At 44.7% G+C, this 18,977-nt stretch carries 16 protein-coding genes; 5 read left to right on the forward strand and 11 right to left on the reverse strand.

The features are described from left to right. Nucleotides 1–41 precede the first annotated feature (41 nt). The 3 genes from FM037_RS18770 to FM037_RS18780 all read right to left on the reverse strand — a co-directional run bounded on the left by FM037_RS18770 (nucleotide 42) and on the right by FM037_RS18780 (nucleotide 5,882). Nucleotides 42–1,358, reverse strand: coding sequence for a peptidoglycan DD-metalloendopeptidase family protein (locus FM037_RS18770; RefSeq protein WP_407695607.1), 1,317 nt, complete (start codon nucleotides 1,356–1,358; stop codon nucleotides 42–44). 325 nt (nucleotides 1,359–1,683) lie between these two features. Further along, entirely contained in the window at nucleotides 1,684–4,740 is a 3,057-nt protein-coding gene (locus tag FM037_RS18775; RefSeq protein ID WP_144047236.1) for an SbcC/MukB-like Walker B domain-containing protein, read from the reverse strand. After that, entirely contained in the window at nucleotides 4,737–5,882 is a 1,146-nt protein-coding gene (locus tag FM037_RS18780; RefSeq protein WP_144047237.1) for an exonuclease SbcCD subunit D, read from the reverse strand. Before FM037_RS18780 ends, FM037_RS18775 begins: the two co-directional genes overlap by 4 nt. A 291-nt stretch (nucleotides 5,883–6,173) precedes the next feature. On the opposite strand from FM037_RS18780, the gene FM037_RS18785 reads away from it, so the two are divergent. The 4 genes from FM037_RS18785 (at nucleotide 6,174) to FM037_RS18800 (ending at nucleotide 10,397) form a co-directional block, all read left to right on the forward strand. Continuing rightward, nucleotides 6,174–6,713 carry a PepSY domain-containing protein gene (locus FM037_RS18785; protein ID WP_144047238.1) on the forward strand — a complete coding sequence of 180 codons (540 nt, stop codon included), beginning with the start codon at nucleotides 6,174–6,176 and terminating at the stop codon, nucleotides 6,711–6,713. A 46-nt stretch (nucleotides 6,714–6,759) separates the two neighbouring features. Next, nucleotides 6,760–7,443, forward strand: coding sequence for a winged helix-turn-helix domain-containing protein (locus FM037_RS18790; protein WP_144047239.1), 684 nt, complete (start codon nucleotides 6,760–6,762; stop codon nucleotides 7,441–7,443). Then, the gene (locus FM037_RS18795) at nucleotides 7,379–8,770 is read left to right on the forward strand and encodes a HAMP domain-containing sensor histidine kinase (protein ID WP_144047240.1); all 1,392 of its coding nucleotides are present in this window, start codon (nucleotides 7,379–7,381) and stop codon (nucleotides 8,768–8,770) included. The genes FM037_RS18790 and FM037_RS18795 overlap by 65 nt, the downstream gene beginning before the upstream one ends. Nucleotides 8,771–9,134: 364 nt before the next feature. After that, nucleotides 9,135–10,397: a valine--pyruvate transaminase gene (locus FM037_RS18800; protein ID WP_144047241.1), complete on the forward strand. Its 1,263-nt coding sequence runs from the start codon at nucleotides 9,135–9,137 to the stop codon at nucleotides 10,395–10,397. 290 nt (nucleotides 10,398–10,687) lie between these two features. Here FM037_RS18800 and FM037_RS18805 read toward each other — a convergent pair whose 3' ends face one another. Both FM037_RS18805 and FM037_RS18810 read right to left on the reverse strand, forming a co-directional pair. Then, nucleotides 10,688–10,894: a cold-shock protein gene (locus tag FM037_RS18805; protein WP_144047242.1), complete on the reverse strand. Its 207-nt coding sequence runs from the start codon at nucleotides 10,892–10,894 to the stop codon at nucleotides 10,688–10,690. Nucleotides 10,895–11,321: 427 nt separating this feature from the next. Further along, nucleotides 11,322–12,101: a TSUP family transporter gene (locus tag FM037_RS18810; RefSeq protein WP_144047243.1), complete on the reverse strand. Its 780-nt coding sequence runs from the start codon at nucleotides 12,099–12,101 to the stop codon at nucleotides 11,322–11,324. A 127-nt stretch (nucleotides 12,102–12,228) separates the two neighbouring features. Between FM037_RS18810 and gcvA the strand changes: the two genes are divergently transcribed. After that, a complete protein-coding gene (gcvA, locus tag FM037_RS18815; protein WP_144049042.1) occupies nucleotides 12,229–13,116 on the forward strand; it encodes a transcriptional regulator GcvA in 888 nt (295 codons plus the stop codon). Between the two features lie 99 nt (nucleotides 13,117–13,215). Here gcvA and FM037_RS18820 read toward each other — a convergent pair whose 3' ends face one another. The 6 genes from FM037_RS18820 to FM037_RS18845 form a co-directional block, all read right to left on the reverse strand. Continuing rightward, nucleotides 13,216–15,186 (reverse strand): NERD domain-containing protein kinase family protein, encoded by a 1,971-nt coding sequence (locus tag FM037_RS18820; protein WP_144047244.1) that lies wholly within the window; start codon nucleotides 15,184–15,186, stop codon nucleotides 13,216–13,218. 210 nt (nucleotides 15,187–15,396) lie between these two features. Continuing rightward, entirely contained in the window at nucleotides 15,397–15,783 is a 387-nt protein-coding gene (locus FM037_RS18825; RefSeq protein ID WP_144047245.1) for a ribonuclease E inhibitor RraB, read from the reverse strand. A 34-nt stretch (nucleotides 15,784–15,817) separates the two neighbouring features. Beyond that, complete coding sequence (locus tag FM037_RS18830; protein ID WP_144047246.1) at nucleotides 15,818–16,051, reverse strand: RNA-binding S4 domain-containing protein; 234 nt, start codon at nucleotides 16,049–16,051, stop codon at nucleotides 15,818–15,820. A 63-nt stretch (nucleotides 16,052–16,114) separates the two neighbouring features. After that, nucleotides 16,115–16,651, reverse strand: a complete 537-nt coding sequence (locus tag FM037_RS18835) for a GNAT family N-acetyltransferase (RefSeq protein ID WP_144047247.1) — start codon at nucleotides 16,649–16,651, stop codon at nucleotides 16,115–16,117. Nucleotides 16,652–16,671: 20 nt separating this feature from the next. After that, entirely contained in the window at nucleotides 16,672–16,950 is a 279-nt protein-coding gene (locus FM037_RS18840; RefSeq protein ID WP_144047248.1) for a peptidylprolyl isomerase, read from the reverse strand. 158 nt (nucleotides 16,951–17,108) lie between these two features. Beyond that, nucleotides 17,109–18,956, reverse strand: coding sequence for a DUF885 domain-containing protein (locus FM037_RS18845; protein ID WP_144047249.1), 1,848 nt, complete (start codon nucleotides 18,954–18,956; stop codon nucleotides 17,109–17,111). Between the last annotated feature and the right edge of the window lie 21 nt (nucleotides 18,957–18,977).

Raw genomic sequence — 18,977 nt, forward strand, 5'->3', positions numbered from 1 at the left:
AATCATTCATCTTATTGAAAGGCGTGAATCAAATAATAAGCTTAAACCTGACCCATCATCATCTTACGTACCTTGACCAGTTGCTCGAACTCATCCATCTGCTTTTTAGACAACTTACTGGACATAGGAATATTGGCTGTCATTGGGTTCACTGGACGACCATTAACATGAAACTCATAATGAAGATGCGGGCCAGTTATGCGCCCGGTATTACCCGAGAGAGCTATTACCTGACCACGAGTAACACGTTGTCCTTTATGAACTAAGGCTTTCGACAAGTGCAGATAGCGAGTTCGGTACTTATTACCATGCTGTATCACCACATATTTACCGGCATACCTATGGTTAGTCACCAGAGTGACAATACCATCACCGGGAGCAATGACCTTAGTACCGATTGGCGTGGCGAAATCTGTACCATTATGAGGGGACGTCCGCCCTGTCACTGGGTGATGGCGATGACGATTAAAACGTGAGCTTATACGGTAGTTCTTCAGCAGCGGAATACGCTGAAATGCACGTGACAGGCTGCGGCCCTGATCATCGTAAAAATTACCATCACTATTTTGAAAGGCGGTAATGTCACTGCGGCCACGATGAATAGTAATACCTAAAATATCACTGACACCCGTTGCTGTGCCATCGATAAACTGATCGTTCATCAATACCGAGAATCGGTCACCCGCACGAAGATCTCGAGCGAAATTGAGCTTCTCTTTTAGCAGAGACTCGATGCGTTGAATCTCTCCAGCATTCAAACCTATCTTCTTGGCCGAAACATAGAAAGACCCATGGATCTCGCCAGAGACACTGCGATTACGCCAGATCCCTTCGATATTGATATCATCGACATTAAAACTGCCGTCATCGAAGCGAGTAAACACCACTTGATGTGCCGCAGAGAAATAGAGCTCTAATTTTTCAAGTTCTCCCTTGTCATCGAGCCAGAATTTTATCTGGTTACCCGGCTTTAACGTATCTAATGCCAACACATTTAAGTCGGCCTCTAATACCCGGTACATGGTTTGTTGATCCACGCTAGCCTGCATGAAGAGTCCACTCAGAGTATCGCCACTGGTGATCTTATGAATAAAACCTGGCCTTGTGATGATATTTTCTGTTTGAGTAGTAGGTTTAAGCTGAGCAATCAAGGTCTCGATATCTAAATCGATCGGAATGCGCTGGGGCATTGATTCGTTATTCGTCGGCCATAGAATGGCTGCAGCGATGATTAGTCCCCCGCCCAGCATGACTTTTTTGTTAAAATTAGACTCTTGTAAAGACAAGAGTGCCTGAATAGTCGATAGAGGTGACTTTAAAAAAGAAACCTTAAGAAATGAAAATTTACCCGTTCGCAACTTGTAGCCCCATCTAACTTATTTTGTTTTAGTACAAAAAACCGGAGCTATCCTGTCAACAAAGTGTCATCCATTCTTGGAGTGAGTGATATAAGTGGTGTTATATCAAGGCATGACACACGGTTTTGTTACATTTGTATAAATTTGGCTTGTTCATCCATAGGGATAAACAATCGAGATAACTTATACCAAAATTAAGACAAAGTACAAACTGATCGACTAGAGAATTTTGAATAATTATTCTTAATGTGATTTAACTTGCATTGGAACCCTCTATTTGAACAGAACCAATGTATTAATTAACTGACTTTGAGCAAGCACTCGTTTAAGGCAGAACGATAACCGTTTCACTGCCTTGGGCTGTTTTGATGATATCGATGCGGGTGCCTATCTGCTCCTTCATCTCGGAGACATGAGAGATAACCCCTATCATGCGGCCAGAAGATTGCAGATCCATCAAGGTACGAATAGCTAAATCCAGTGAGTCTTGATCTAAGCTGCCGAAACCCTCATCGATAAACAGGGTATCGAGTTTAATCCCACCGGCATAGGCCTGTACGACTTCTGATAACCCCAGCGCCATAGAAAGCGCTGCCATAAAGCTCTCTCCGCCACTCAGGGTCGCCACGGGGCGCACCTTAGAGGTGTAAGCATCTTCCACCTCCAGCTCGAGTCCTGAGGCCTTATTGCCCTTCGCCCTCTCCTCTTTACGTATCAGTCGGTAACGCCCCTTGCTCATCATCTGTAATCTATGACTCGCCTCGAGCAGCACATCATCGAGCAGCACACTCAAGACGAAGCGCTGTAAACTTATCTTATTGCCTGTCTGTCCATTAGCCACTTCAGATAAGGTACCGATAACGGCATACTCATCCTCAAGTTTCTTGGCCTGAGAATCGGCGTCGTTTAGCTGCTTTTGAGTCTGAACCAATTGTGTGACTCTGCTCTGAATGAGTTGCCAACTATGCTCAGCCGCTTGCAGCTCTGCCTGACTCGTCGCCACCCGCTCCTCAACATCGATTAATTGAGGCCTTACTTGCCCGTCAAGCTTCTCACTGAACTGAGTTAGGGTCGTCTGATTGGCAATACAAGCCTGCTGATAGTTAGCGATTCCATCGGCTATATCTTTAAGGACTTCACTGGATAACAAAGCATGGGTCAATGCCTGCTTATCACTAAAACCTGAACTCGATAATTGGCTACTTAGCTCCGCATGAGCCTCATGACTTAACTCCCTTGCCTGAGCACTGTTCGACAGAGCACTGGCTAAAGCTGCAGACTGTGCCGCATCTTGCTCCAGTGCTTGTGTATGAGACTGGCGTATGGTGTTTATGCTTTGGTGTAGCGCCGTAACATGGGCATTAGCTTGGCGAATCGCATTTTTGAGTACATCTAGGCTACGATATTGATCAGGTATAGCGGCTGATGCTTGCTCCACTTGTCCTTTAAGACTCGATACGAGATTCTGCAGCTTTTGAAAATGCTCTCGTTCAGCATCGAGCTCCGTTTGCAGATCCCTCTCCTTCGATTGCCAGTTTTGTATTTGCTTCCTTAGCTGAATTAATTGCTGAGCGGCAGTATTGGCTTTAGTAAGCTGCTGCTGTAACTCCTGCAATTGTGACTGCAAACTTTCAATGGGTTGAGTACAGCTGTCGCCAATTCTTTGCTGAAGTTCATCTAATTGCTTCAACTGCACTTGATATTGAGTGTTTAAGCCTGAGTAATCGGCTCTAGCTTGGTTAAGGGCTTCATTTGCCAATTCTTCAATTCGCTGAGCCTGTTGCAGCTCCTCTTCAGTTGGCAGTTGCTCCTCACTTTGAGCGGGATTGGGATGTTCAACGCTACCACATACCAGACACGGCAGCCCAGGACTAAGCTGCAATGCTAAACTTGCTGCTTGCCCACGATGCCAAATCAGCTGCAGTTGTCGGTGGCTCGTTTGCGCTTCGCTAAAACGAGACTTGAGTTGTTGACCTTTCTCTTTTGCCTGTTTCAAGGCCTGTTCAGTATGACTAGATTCGATACTCGCCTTTTGCCACTGCAGATAACGCTCAATCAAGTCGTTTTGAACAGTGACAGCTTGCTGGGCATTAACCTGCTCACTAGCACCTTGCTCTAACTGAGAGATTCGTTGCTCTGCGGCATATTTTTCAGCTGCTAGAACTTCTAATACTCCCTTCTCTTTAATACCTTTTTCTTTGGCTTGATCACGTTCACCTGTTGCCTGACTGAACGATTTTTGTAGACCATCTAATCCTTGAAGCTGAGGCTCCAATTGAATTAACTTTTGCGCTTCATTCTGTGCTCGTTGCAGTTCCACATCCAACTCAGCCAATGAGTCAAACTTGGTTTTGCTTAAGGCCAGTGCCTGCTCACTGCTCTGCTTAGCAGATTGAATTCGAGCCAGGCTATCTTGAGCTTGAGCGACTTCTTTTTCACGAGACAGTGAAACATCTAACACTGGTTTTAATTGCTGCGCCTTTTGACCGCTTTCTAGCCTTGCTCTGTCTTGCTCTATCGCCTGATTTTGCTCATCTAATACTGCAGCTGACTGTTGCAATTTTTCCAGAGCATCGAAATCATTGGTCAGTAACTTGGCAGACTCAAACTGCTTATTGGCATCAATAAAGACAAGGCTCGCCTTCTCTTTACTCTCAACGGCTTGAGTTAGTTTAGGTGAAAACTCGGCAAGCTCAGCGTTTAACGCTTCATCTGACTCAAGCTCGATATTGTGTAAGATCCCATCGCGTCTGTTGCGGTGATCCCGAACCTCAGCTTTAATTGCAGAAGCCTGAAACTTGAGTTTATCTTCAATCTTACGATAAATTTGAGTCTGAAACAGCTGACTGAATATCTTCTCTCTGTCTTTAGAGTCTGCCATCAGGAGTTCGCGGAACTTACCCTGGGGCAGCACCATGACTTGACGGAACTGGTCGGCATCCAGACCTGTGAGTTGCTCAATTTCAGCGGTAGCCTCAGAGACCTTACTCGCCACCAACAGATGCTCGCTACAGTCACTATCGATACGGTAAAGCTGAGCCTCAGGTTTCTGCACCGTGTAACCATCACCATTTTTCTTGGCGCGTTGCTGTTCGGGTACACGGCGGATGCGGTATTGAATATCACTCAGGGCAAAACTAAAAGTCACCTCGGTGAGTAGACTGTCAACGGCTAAGTCGCAGCGCATCTGACTGCCTTCACGCTCATCACCTGTGGTCTTACCGTATAGAGCGAAACAGATGGCATCTAAAAGCGTGGTTTTACCCGCGCCAGTTGGTCCGTTGATCAAAAATAATGGATTGGTGCCCAGCGCCGAAAAATCGGTTTCCTGGGTCGACGCGAAGGGGCCAAAGGCCGACATCACCAGTTTTAATGGCCTCATGATGCACTCTCCACTTTGTGTAACTCATCGATTGCCGCTGTCATCGCCTGTTGCTGTGCCTCTGTCATTGGCTCTCCGGATACCTGAGAGAAGAAATCACTGAACATATCCAACTCGCCCTTCTTGATGTGATCCCGGCTAAGCTCTACTCTGCCATTATCCGCCATCAAGCCCGTGCGCTCCAAGTGCAGCACATTAGGGTATACGCTTCTCAACTTACCCATGGCATCTAAAATGGCGGTTTTATCTAACAGTCTCACCATCAGGTAATCTTCACGATTGACGTCTGTTTTTCCTTGCTCGAGTAACTCAGCCAACTCCCCTTCGATGATGCGCACATCCCTCATCGCAGCCAGTGGCAATAGCTCTACGTTAGCTTTACCTTGATTATCTAACTCGACCAAGGTGACTGATTTATTTTGATGCTGCTCACTGAAAGAGTACTTAAGCATGGAGCCGGAATACCTGACATGCTCAGCCCCCTTATACTGCGGCCCATGGAGATGACCCAGCGCCGTATAATTAAACGGAGTAAATAAACTTGGAGAGATTCTATCCGCGCCGCCTATACTCAGCGGACGCTCAGACTCAGACTCGCTGCCGCCATCGAGGAAACAGTGGCTAATCACCACTTTGGGTAAATCTTGGCTGTCATGAATATGCACTTGCTCAAGCAATTTAACCATAGCCTCTTCATGACTCGTCACTTCACACTCAAACACATGACGCACAGTGGCAGGATCGGCGTAAGGCAAGCCATAAAAAACGGCACTGCCCTGCTTGCCTTTAAGCTCTATCGCCGCAACGTTTTTGGTCAGCGGACCTATGATATACAAGCCACTATCTGTCATCTGTCTCGAGGCAAAGCCAAGACGTTCATGGCCATCATGATTACCCGCGATCATGACTACGGGTATCTTAAGTTCATTAACGAGACGATTCACCACCTCATCGAGCAGCGCCACGGCATTAGCTGGTGGAATAGATCTGTCATAGATGTCACCGGCAATAATCACGGCATCGACATCATGTTCGACGGCGAATTCAACGATCTGATTTAACACGAAGCGCTGATCTTCGAGCAGATTCTGGTTATGTAGCTGCCTGCCAATATGCCAGTCAGAAGTGTGGATAAATTTCATGCATTCTCGATTAAAATGAGGAAGATGGAGAACCTGTTTTTTGATTTAGCTATAGTAAGAAAACTATCGCCGTTTCACAAGCATGATAACCCTGTGACAATCACTTTTGCAGCTAAAGATGTGTTAGTCTTTTTTGAGTTAAGCTCATTTAACTGCTCCCCGTGATGACTAGATTCTGATGCAATAAATACCTAGTTTAAGGATTAACTTTTTGTAATGATTCATCCACGTTGGTGCAAGGGACAACACGTACAATTCAGTTCTCAACCAACAACCCACTAGGATAACAAAATGAAATATACTAAATTAATCTGTGCAGCGCTGGCCTTCACATCACTATCAGCATTTGCGGGTCGTGAAGACGATGCACTGTCCGCACTAGCATTACAACGCGCTAATTTCACTTTAGAGCAGGCGATTGAGAAGGTAAGTACAGATTACGCTAAGCACATTGTCGAATTTGAAATTGATGATCATCATAATCAAGCAACCTATGATATTGAAGCTGTCAATCTTGAAACAAAAGAAAAGCATGACATTGAATTAAGCCTTGCAGATGGTGCGGTGTTAAAACATAAAACTAAAAATAGCTTAAGTCGATTAGATAATGATGACCTGTTAGCGTTACAGGAGTTACAAGCGTCAAAATTTAACTTAGGCGCGACCATTGCCCAATTACAGCTTAAATACAGTGCTGATGTTTTTGAGTTTGAATTAGAGAACAAAAAAGGCATTACATTCTACAAATTTAAACTCATGGGCGAGCAAGGCCTTACACGTGTCATTGTAGATGTAACTACTGGCAAAGCCATTCCAGTAATGAAGCGCTAATTCAGTCAACATTTATAGGGGAGTAGCACTCCCCTAGGGAAACTTTTTGCGAATTCTTGTTATTGAAGATAACCAGACGACTCGTCAATACCTACAAAAAGCCCTTAAAGAACAGGGCTACGAGATTGATCTAGCGGATAATGGCCAAGATGGTTTATTCTTAGCGCTTGAAGGCGACTACCAATTAATCGTGCTTGACCGGATGCTACCTAAATTAGATGGCTTAACGGTATTATCGACGTTAAGAAATGCAGGCAAACAAACACCAGTACTTATTTTAAGTGCCTTAGATAGCGTCTCTGAACGTGTAAGAGGGCTGCGTGAAGGCGGTGATGATTACCTAATCAAACCTTTTGCGCTTTCTGAGTTGCTCGTGCGTATTGAGATCTTAATTCAGCGCAAAGGTACTCACAGCGAAAAGCTAACCAGCGTTTTGCACGTTGCCGATCTAAAAATGGATCTGCTTTCTCATAAGGTGTTCCGAGGGTCAACTGAAATCTCCCTGCTGCCAAAAGAGTTTAAGCTGTTACGTTATTTGATGGAGCATAGCGGACAGGTGGTATCTCGCTCGTTATTGTTTGAAGCAGTTTGGGACTATCAATTTGATCCACAAACGAATGTTATTGATGTTCATATGGCAAGATTGCGTAAAAAGGTAGAATTTGATGGTCTTACCCCTTTACTGGAAACAGTACGTGGCGTCGGTTACAGAATGGTGGAGCAGCGTTAAAACCGCCCACTCGGTGTGGCGTTTAACTCGTTTGTATACTGGCTTGTTATTATCGGTGGTGACCATCTTACTGGTAGTCTTGTATCAATTGAGCATTGGTCAAATGAACCGCCAACAAGGGTTACAAATGGCTAATATTATTGCTCAGCAAACATCACTTGCTGAGCAATTAAGTACAGAGCAGTTTATTGAACAATTTAAGCTACAGGCTCAAAGTTCACGTCAATACATTCTGAGTTATCAAATAGAGCAACAGCTCATTGGTAGACTTAGCGCCCCCCCTACGACTTTATCGCAATGCCCGAGCTTATCGCGTTTCCCGATTTGGTTAGACCAATTTGATGAGATCAGGCTGGTTTCCGGTTGTGCTCAGCCTATGGCCTCTGGAACGCTCATAGTGGCTGTCGACGATGAATCATTATATGAACTTAAAGCACAATTTATCAGTGCCTCAGCCGTTGCATTATTACTGGCCGTATTGCTCGGCATAATAACGGGCTTAGTTTTCTCAATGCGGGTGTTAAAACGCATTAACAGCTTTAATCAAGTCGCCTTACGGGTTGAATCAGGTCAATTGAACGCACGTGTCGCAGTATCGGACCATAATGATGAATATGATCATATGGCCTTACATATCAATACCATGCTCAATCAATTGCAACACTCCTTTGAAACGGTTTCCGGGATCACTGATGCGATTGCTCATGATTTACGCACGCCACTGAGCCATTTAAGGCAGCAAATTGAATCGGAGATATTAACTAAACAGCAACTGAATCACCCCAGTGAGCAGCTAGAATCTATGCTAGATAAGCTCGACGAGATATTATTTACCTTTAGTGCAATGCTTGAATTGACTAGGCTCCAGCAACAGAAAGAGAGCAACACCAAACACTTTAAAACGGTTGATTTACAGCAAGTCATTATCGATGCTGTGGATTTAGTAGAGCCGCTTGCAGAAGAGAAACAGCAAGTTGTCAGTATAGAAAGCGCTGAGCCCTTCTCTATTCAAGGTGATGCAACGCTATTGTTTCGAGCCATATATAATCTGCTAGAAAACGCCAGTAAGTACGCCGGAAATAAAGCACAAATCAGCGTTCAGTTAACACCCCGTGGTTTTACTGTTAGCGATAATGGACCTGGTATTTGTGATATCGAAAAGGAAAAAGTATTTCAGCGCTTATATCGCATTGAAAAAAGCCGTGGTGTGGCTGGTTTTGGCTTAGGCTTAACCTTAGTCAAAGCCATTATACAACTGCATAACGGGAAAATAGAGTTACTGGATAACCAACCAGGCTTAATTGTACAAGTCGAATTTTCGAACTAAAAAATACGATTACTGGTAAAGCATATCTATGAGACAATTATAAGCGAGTGATAAGAAAACAGTGCCGTAACACACAATGAGTCAAAGCTTGATAGCCCATCCCTGAACTCTCAAAGCCGCATCTACACTGTATTGGGAAACGGAATTCCTAGCTTTTAGTGTTCACCATAAAAGGCACTACATCAACTCATATCTTCCCCCTATTCCCATAAGCCTAAACTGAACAAATAAATTGCGATTTATTTCGCAAAACATGATGGATTGCAAAATTAGGCACTTAAAAATGAAATAATGAGTGCGTTTCTTACTGAATATTGTTACTACAGGTATTCATAAGAAATTACGATTTTTAGGTATTAGGCTCATGCAGTATTCAAAGTTTGGTGAAAAATTTAATCGTAACTCCGGCATTAATCAGTTGATGAATGATCTCAATGATGGGCTACGCACACCAGGCGCCATTATGTTGGGCGGTGGCAACCCTGCCACTATTCCTGCGATGCAGGATTATTTTCACCAAGCAGCAAGCGAGATGCTGGCAAACGGTGAGTTGATAGCGGCATTAGGTAACTATGATGGTCCTCAGGGTAAAGATACCTTTCTAACAGCCTTAGCGGGCTTGTTACGGGAGACTTATGGCTGGGATATCAGCGAGAAAAATATCAGCCTGACCAACGGCAGCCAAAGTGCCTTCTTCTACCTGTTTAATCTGCTTGCTGGCAAGCAAGTTGATGGCAGCCACAAGAAAATACTCTTACCTCTGGCACCTGAATATATAGGTTACAGTGATGCCGGACTGGACGATGATATATTTGTCTCTTACCGCCCCGAAATCGAGATGCTAGATAACCGCATGTTTAAGTATCATGTGGATTTTGAGCAGCTAAAAGTGGATGACTCGGTAGCAGCAATATGTGTGTCTCGCCCCACCAATCCCACGGGCAACGTGTTGACCGATATTGAGATATCCAAATTAGACCTCTTAGCACGCAAAAATGACATTCCTCTTATCATAGATAACGCTTACGGCACCCCTTTCCCGAATATCATCTTCGAAGAAGTGACACCATTTTGGAACAGCAACACCATACTGTGTATGAGTTTATCCAAATTGGGTTTACCCGGCGTGCGCTGCGGCATCGTGATAGCCAATGAGGAGATCACTCAGGCGCTGACGAATCTTAATGGCATTATCAGCCTAGCCCCCGGAGGATTCGGCCCAGCCATTGCCAAGCACATGATTGAATCAGGCGATCTATTACGTTTAAGCGAATCGGTGATCAAACCTTTTTATAAAGAAAAATCAGAGTTTGCACTGTCTTTGTTACAGCAATCCATCACAGACAGCAGGTTCAAAATTCATAAACCAGAAGGTGCCATGTTCCTCTGGCTCTGGTTCGATGAATTGCCTATCACCACTATGGAGCTCTATGCCAGATTAAAGGCTCGTGGAGTATTGATAGTACCGGGAGAATATTTCTTCTTTGGACAGAAAGAACAATCGGAGGAAAAGTGGGAGCATGCCCACCAATGCTTACGAATGAACTATGTGCAAGATCAAGCCAAGATGCGTGAAGGAATTGCGATTATCGCAGAAGTAGTTGAGAAGGCTTATGCAAACTCTTAGGCTGCCGTGCTTACTTGTCAGATAACAAGTGTCAAATATCTTCTTAGGTTTGTTTCATTGAGCTGGTTTGGTATTTGGTCAATTGGCTAAATACCATAGCCTCAAATAACTTGCGAAAATGTTGAGAGATGAAAGTAGGTTAAGAGTGGCGAATCTTAAATGTTAATAAAAATTGATGCATTGTCCATTTAGACATCACCCACTAAAAACTTATTGGCACATAATGCCCAAAGCAGTCGGCACGCATTAACGTGTCCGACTGCCTTTGCATTTTATGTGCAGCTACCTATCTAAACAGGAACTACTTTATTTGCACAAGGACCTTTTTGACCTTGGCCAACTTCGAATTCAACAGCCTGGCCATCACTCAAAGTTGCGTATCCGCCACCAGCTTGAATTTCTGAATGATGAACAAACAGATCTTTGCTGCCATCTTCAGGTGTAATAAAGCCGAAACCTTTATCTGCGTTGAACCACTTAACTGTACCTTTAGCCATTATATTTACTCATAATTGTTGGTGAAAAACAAAAGTTTATATCCGAATTCACCGTTCGAATATAAATGTAAAAGTATACGACAAAACACATAAAAGCTTAGTATTTATGCGTTGCGCTGGTTACCAAGCATAAATTGCTTGGTAAACTTGGCTGCTGCCACATCTACATTATGGGGTATGCTATAGGAGTTTTCTTTTTTACGGTAGTCGTTTTTAAGCTTATACGATAAAAAGGTCAGACAGGATAATGTCGAATGGTCTTATAGATCAACTTATGTAGATGCTGCTAGCTTCAAAGCAGGGTCAAAGATGATCCCACATTTTCGGGAGTCCCATCATCTGCCCCATATAAATATGGGAAATGTCAGGAACACTTTATACCATATTAAGGTAGAAGTTTTGGCAAAATCCACACTCTCAAGCTCAGTTAAACCCAAGCAAAAAGATCATATTGTGTCGACAGTAGCTTTACACTCATGGCGATAGACATAGTGACGACCAATGGCTTGATTATTTTTGTCCCCTTAGTCAGGACGAGTCTGGAGCCCAGAGTGGCTCCGATTGCCTGACCAACGAGCATGACACCTCCGAGCAACCAAAATACTTTGCCACCGATGGCAAAAAAAATGAGTGAGGCAATATTGGTCGAGAAGTTGAGCACTTTGGCATGAGCTGTGGCTTTGGCGAGGCCAAAACCAGCAAGAGACACGAAGGCTAATGCGAAGAAACTGCCTGTTCCCGGGCCAAAGAATCCATCATATAACCCAACGCCGAATGCTGCTGTAAAACCAAACATAACAGGTGTAAAGACTTGATGTTTGTCCTCTTCGCTGATCTTCTTTGAAAACAGAAAGTAGCCACCTATACCTAGAATTAAGAAGGGTAATAATGTCTCTAAGAAAGCTGTGTCGACCATCTGTACGGCTATGGTACCAATAGCGGCACCGACAAAGGCACAAGCGATAGCCAACTTCATCTCACCGAGTTTCACCATGCCTTTACGCACAAAGTATAGGCTGGCAAAGAAACTGCCACCACAGGCTTGCAGCTTGTTGGTCGCCAGTGCTGCTGTAGGCGGAAGACCTGCCCACATAAGTGCTGGAATAGTGATTAAACCACCGCCTCCCGCAATCGCGTCGATAAAGCCTGCCAACATAGCCACGCCAAACAGGAGTGCGATAAGTTCATAGGATAGTTCCAATGGCATAGATAAGTCTCAAAATAGTTTACACGCGTAGAATGGTATTATTAGACGATATTTGCACAAGATGTGCAAAGGAGTTATCGTCCACTTAGAGTGAGATATTCTCACACAAATAATCAGCGGGCACATGATGCATTCACCTCTTCCACCACTCAATTCACTCCTGGCTTTTGAATCTGCCGCGAGACACTTGAGTTTTAGCAAAGCGGCCAACGAACTCTTCGTTACTCATGGGGCCATCAGCAAACAGATCAAGGGATTGGAGTCATTTGTAGGCGTCCCCTTATTCATTCGCCAACATAGAAAATTATTGCTCACTGATGATGCCCAACGTTACCTCGTTCAGGTGCAGTCGGCGCTGCAGACCATAAATAATGCGACAGATGAGATAAAGTCACAACAGATGCGAACTCAGACGCTCTCTATCAACGTCTTGCCTAGCCTCACCATCAATTGGCTTATCCCCCGGATGGAGGAATTTAAGCGGCGACACCCTCATCTGTATGTGGATCTCTCCATTGGCGATTTTGCGGTAGATTTCGATAAGAGCCGTTGTGACATCGCCATCAGAAGTGCTCAGAATGAGCCGACAGATGCCAACTTTATCAAGCTAATGGATGAAGATCTCTGCTTGGTATGTTCCCCTCTGTTAGCCGAACAACTTAACACCGTCGAAGACATCAACAAGATGACCTTGCTTAAACACACGACCAGGCCAGAGCTTTGGCCCTACTGGTCACAGCAGGTTGGACTGGCTTTGACCACAGATAAGAAGTTTGGCATGGAACATTTCTATATGCTCAGCCAGGCAGCAGCTGGTGACATGGGAGTCGCACTTATTCCAAGATTTTTTATCGAAGAGCAACTGGCTGATGGAAGTTTAGTTATCCCCTTCGATACAGGTTTCACCAGTCCTTACATCTACTACGTGTTGACCCCAAAATCCAGTAACCTGTCACTCAAAGCCCAAGCCTTTATCGATTGGTTATTAGAGATATTCGCCCCCTACCGTAACTAGCAACTCCTAGCTCCTAAACCCTAGCGTCACAGAGTATCAAACATAAAAAAGAAGCCCAAATAGAGCTTCTCTTTTTATGTTTGAGGGTGAAAATACCCCTTAAACTAAACTATCTACCACATCGAAGGCTTGAAGATAATTCATTCCCGGCGTAGCCTCGAATTCAAAATTTAATACCTTCATGCAGGTATCGAAGGTCTTCTCACCAAACCACTGCTTATCGAAAGAATTAAGCGCTTGAATAATCCCCTCACGTCCTCCGTCTCCCTGCAATGACATAGGTGCCAAAGTGGAGATAAAGCCGGCCACTAAACCATAAAGATCTCTCTCAGCATCACCTTCTGCGGCCCAGAGTTTAGGGTCGGCATAGCGACTGGCGTAGTGACTAGTCGCAATGTCTAAGCCGATGCCAAAGTTGACTAAGATAGCTTTCTCTTGGTTACAGATAATATTTTTAGGACAAATGGCACCATGATAAATATCCATCTGATGCATATATTGCAATCCGCTTAGCAGCTGCGTAAACCACATCACAGGCTGACCCAATTGAATTTCAGGCAGCTCATCCAGAGATACGCCATACTCCCATGCTCGTGCGATAAAGAGCTCGTCACTCAGGGGCAACTGGCCAAAACCCAACACCTTTTCGACATGGGGGTGATGTAATTTAGACAGGCTACGATATAAGTTACTCAAGGTGGGCCATTTGGCCTCTACCTTAGTATAAATTGAAACACCACACTGATATTGCCCCTGGATGTGGGTTGCACGCCAGAACTGGCTATTAGGCGTTGCCGCGATAAATTGCTCCAGCTTATAGTGGTGATCGATTATCGCCCCAGTGGTGATTTCTACTCGCTCCGGCAAGGTATCGCAAACGCCATTATCTATCAGTGCCGACAGATCACATCTAAGGGCATCAAGATCGACTGTGCCGCCTTTAGCCGCCAAACGATACCATTGGTATACACGCGGTTGTTTAGTCTGCTCAGCTAGAGCCTGGAATCCTGCTGCATAAGCTTGAATATCTTCACTGCTATTGAGGTTATCTTTGATATCAATAAACTCGACATCCCCCAGATCAGATACAAAAATACAGTTCCCTGTCCAGCCACCAACAGTATATCCTCTGCGGTGGATCTGCTGCAGACCAGAGACTGAGCGCCTTAAGATCTCAAGCAGTTGATAGGTCGTTAATGATTCAGCTTCAAGTATGTTTAATGGTAAGCCTCTTGGCATCCTTATTGGAAGTACTAGCTGCTCACCATCCTGTATAAGCGGTGCGCAATAGGGAACGCCACTACAGCCAGTGAGCGCTTGCAGACGCTTAAACTCAGATCGCAAACGACTCTCATGTTCCTCTGACTGCTCTTTATCGACAAACTGAGTCGGTATCAGAATTTTCAGTAACCAGGGAGCCGTCCACCCACCAGGATTGTACTCTGCCTGCCAGACCTCTAAGCCACTTTGAATGAACAGACACTTGAGCTTAGTGAAATCCTGGATCTTATTATTACGTTGCTCAACAAGGGCGACCTGACCTATGGTTTTAAGCACCATCTCTTTTTGCTCATCAGTCACCTGATGGCTGCGAGGCGCTGTAAGCCCCCACTCCTTGGTCAGAGCGGCAACGATCTGTTGCGGCGTATAGATACTCAAAGACCCTTGTTGCTTCTCCAGCTCAATCTCCTCACCCCTGCGTCCGGTCACAAATACCATTCCCTGACACCAGGGCGCATAGACACCAACAGGGATCTTATGCTTGACGTTACCCGCCAGAACGCGGGCAACATAGTTGGCCTTGGCCAGACTGTTATCCACCTGCCTGCCATCTAAGGACCAGGCATGAAGTCCGGCATCTAAGCGTCCTATATAGCCTTTGACATCGACGACATACACACCCCATTCGCCGATAACCAGCGCATCAACTTCCATGGCTTGCCCGGATTTAGTTGGGATCTCCACATTGGTGAGTAATATGTAATTATCGGGTAGCTCATCCGCCAACAAGGAAAAAGCCCAACGTTCGGCATCATTGACTGGAGTTCCAAAACTTATCTGCTTTGCCATTCTCTCTGGTCCTTCTGTGGCTATTACCCAACTTGTTAAATCTAGGTGTGAGTATGGTAAACCATTTGATGCTACATCATGAATTAGAGGCATAAAAAAAGCCACTCAAATGGTGGCTTAATACAAAATATCTGTCATCTCATCGCTTAGCGATGTAAACCCAATAAAAACGCCACCAAGTGGCATCAATCGAGATGCGTAGCAGACTGATTAGTGCTTACACTCGTCACTACATTCGTGCTCGTCATCGGCAAACTCATCGTCGCCCTCTTGATGCTGCATCACGCCCCAACCATCGGTCACGCCGCCGAACTCTTGGGCAAATGTATTGAGCTCAACTTCTCGATCGACTATGGCTTGATACTCAGGAACCATGGGAATACAAACAATCAGCTCCCACTGGCCAAGCTCGTCGTTGAGATGAAGCTCAAATTCACCTTCAAGCTCAGACTTTGCCAGCTCTTCACTGGCATACTCGGCATCTCTTTGGTCATCAAAAACAAGGAAGAAGTCGACATCAAGTTGCTTGGTCAGATCAATACCCGCATCGGCCATCGCTGCGAGCATCTTGCCATTGTCATCATCTGGAAATTGCATTTATTACTCCACTTAATTGTTATTCAATCACCAATTAAGGTGCAATGACTATCTGTACTGACTCGCCATTGAAAGAAACCACTTCACCAGCCCGGACTTTTTTACGCTTACGGGTCTCAACTTCACCGTCAACGGTTACCTTGCCTTCACTAATAACGAATTTAGCTTCACCGCCCCCGCCAATCATGGCCTGGACTTTTAAAATTTTATATAACTCTATGTACTCTTCACCTGGCAATAGGGCCAAGGTTTCTATTTGTGCTGTCACACGTATTACCTTTAATCAAAATTCTTATGAGATTATAGCACCGAGCTTAGACAAGGATAATACCTATTCGCCTCTTTCATGGCTCAATAGGCCATAAGTACAATCATCAATCCAGATATCATCGATTTTATAGTTGTCTCTCAGCACGCCTTCCAGTTGGAAGCCATTTTTCTCCAACACTTTTACCGATGCGATATTCTGTTTCGCACACAGGCCGATAAACTTGTGCACCTGAAAACTTAAGCAAGCCCAGTCAATGACCGCCTTAAGACCCTCAGTAGCATAACCCTTACCTTGACCTTCGTTGGCTAACATATAACCCACTTCGGCGCGGTCACAATCGTGATTAACGCAATATAATCCGGTATAGCCAATAAATTTATCGGTTCCAATCTCCTCTATGACCAGAGTCAACCAGTCACCGGATTCATATTGCCAGGGTACTAACCTATGCTCGAACTTTTCCAGAATCACAGACGCCACGACCGGCTGTCTGACAAATTGATTGATGATAGGATCTTGATGAAGCATCAAGAAATTATCCCAATCATCGGCTCTGAGACTGCGAAGCCTGAGCCGATCGGTATAGAGTTCGAGCATAGAGTATGACCTTTTGCTAATTATCCGCGGCTTGTCACTTCAAGCAGGTGATAACCAAATTGTGTCTTAACAGGGCCTTGAACTTCATTCAGAGGCGCATTGAACACGACTTCATCAAACTCTTTAACCATCATGCCTGGGCCGAAAGAACCAAGGTCACCACCTTGAGCACTCGACGGACAAGATGAGTTAGCCTTTGCCACATCACCAAAATCTGCACCGGCTAAGATTTCCTGCTTAAGTGCTTCACATTTATCTTCGCTGCTAACTAGTAGATGTCTTGCTGTGGCTTGTACCATGGTGTAACTCCTAACGTTGTGATGAATTTGCCTGCCAGTATCTAGATACCTTAGCGATGACAAATTTTAGAAAAAATAAACCCAGCCAGTATATTGATAAAAGCCGGGTTTAAAAAGCTTTAGCTGATGAAACTGTGTTTAACTAATCTCGTATTCAATTACTTCTGAGTTTCTATCCAATGATGGATCTTCAACTCCATCACCGCCATAGGCAAAGAGCCTGAGGTTAAGATCTGATCATGGAAGACTTTTAGGTCGAACTTATCGCCTAATTCAGCTTCCGCTTCAGCTCTAAGAGAAAGAATCTTGAGTTGACCCACTTTATAGGACAGTGCCTGTCCAGGTATAGCCATATAGCGCTCAACTTCGGCGACGATGTCCGACTCAGCCATGGGCGAGTTATCTTTCATGTATTGAATCGCTTGTTCACGTGTCCAGCCTTTAGCGTGAAGGCCGGTATCAACCACTAGGCGCATAGCGCGTAGCATCTCATCAGACAGCTTACCAAAATACTGATAAGGGTCATTGAACAGCCCCATCTCAACCCCTAAATATTCGGCATACAGGGCCCAGCCCTCTTCGAACGCAGTGTAATTGCCAAAACGTTGAAACTCTGGCACTCCAGTTAACTCTTGCTTTATGGCTATTTGGAAGTGATGTCCAGGGGCAGCCTCATGCAGAGACAGGGTCGTCATCCCCCACTTAGGCTGCGCTTTTAAGTTAAAGGTGTTGATATAGAACACACCAGGACGAGAGCCATCAACGGCTGGAGATTCATATGATGCACCAGCCGCAGACTGCTCACGGAAGCTTTCCACTGGCTTAACCACATAATCGGCCTTTGGCATTATATTGAAATACTCAGGTAGCTCAGCATTTATCTGCTCTTTAAGGCTCATATAACCATCGATAAGGCCCTGGCGATCAGTGAAGAAATATTCTGGCTCAGATGACAGAGATGCGAAGAAAGCCTTCAAATCTCCCTTAAATTTAACCTGCTCACGTACCTTATCCATCTCAGACAAGATACGAGCCACTTCACTCAGACCAATCTGATGGATTTCATCCACTGGCATCAGGGTAGTCGTGTGGGAATTAGCCAGATGCTGATACCAAACTTTACCGTTAGGTAAGTCCCACCAACCATCGCTAGCGCGGGCAACAGAGAGATATTTAGTCTCGAAATACTCAGTTAATGAGGCTAGTGCCGGGATTAACTCTTGATTGATAAGTTGAGTGTAACTCGCGGTGAGTTCAGCTTTATCTGTATCAGAAAAGCTCTGCGGCAGATTATTTATTGGCGCGTAGAATAAGCTCTTACTGGCATCATCGACAAGCTGAGCCTTAAGCTGAGGGATAATGCGCTCGACTAACACCCGAGGCAGAACGACCTTGCTTCTTGCTCCCTCGTCCATGCGCTCTTGTGCAAGCTTAGTCCAGGCGATGAACCCAGATAAACGAGATGCCCAGTTATGGTAATCTTCGACGGTATTAAATGGTTGAGCACTTTCACCACTGCCCAGTTGTACCATACTGATAACTGTGCTGTAGAACTGATTCATTGGCATGAAACGAGCTGGGAATGTTTCATCTACCAGAGCGACATTTCTATCATAGGTAAACATGTCATAACTTAGCTGTAGCTCAGGAGATAAAGCACTTCTGTCTATCATCTTGACTCTTGCCAAATAACTGGTATTTAAATCATGACGCGTCTTCAAATACTCATTGGTAAGATCACCGCCAAACTGATCGTTATAATCATTGACCCCAACAAATGTGGCATAGATAGGCTCAAGCTTAAGATAGTCCTTAAAGAATTCGTCCACCAATGTCAGGTAAGCCTGCTCTACAGATGCTTCTTTTTTCTGGCTGGTTTGTACGACTTCAGAAGAGGTACTGATTGCGGTTGAACCTGCGTCTTTGCTTACTTTATTTTCATTATCTGAACAGCCTGTGATCCCCAGTACTAACCCTATTGATACGGCCAAAAAAGCTCTTCTCATCTGTTTCTTTCCCTATATTCG

Source organism: Shewanella psychropiezotolerans, assembly GCF_007197555.1.
In the GTDB taxonomy this organism is placed as follows: Bacteria; Pseudomonadota; Gammaproteobacteria; order Enterobacterales; family Shewanellaceae; genus Shewanella; species Shewanella psychropiezotolerans.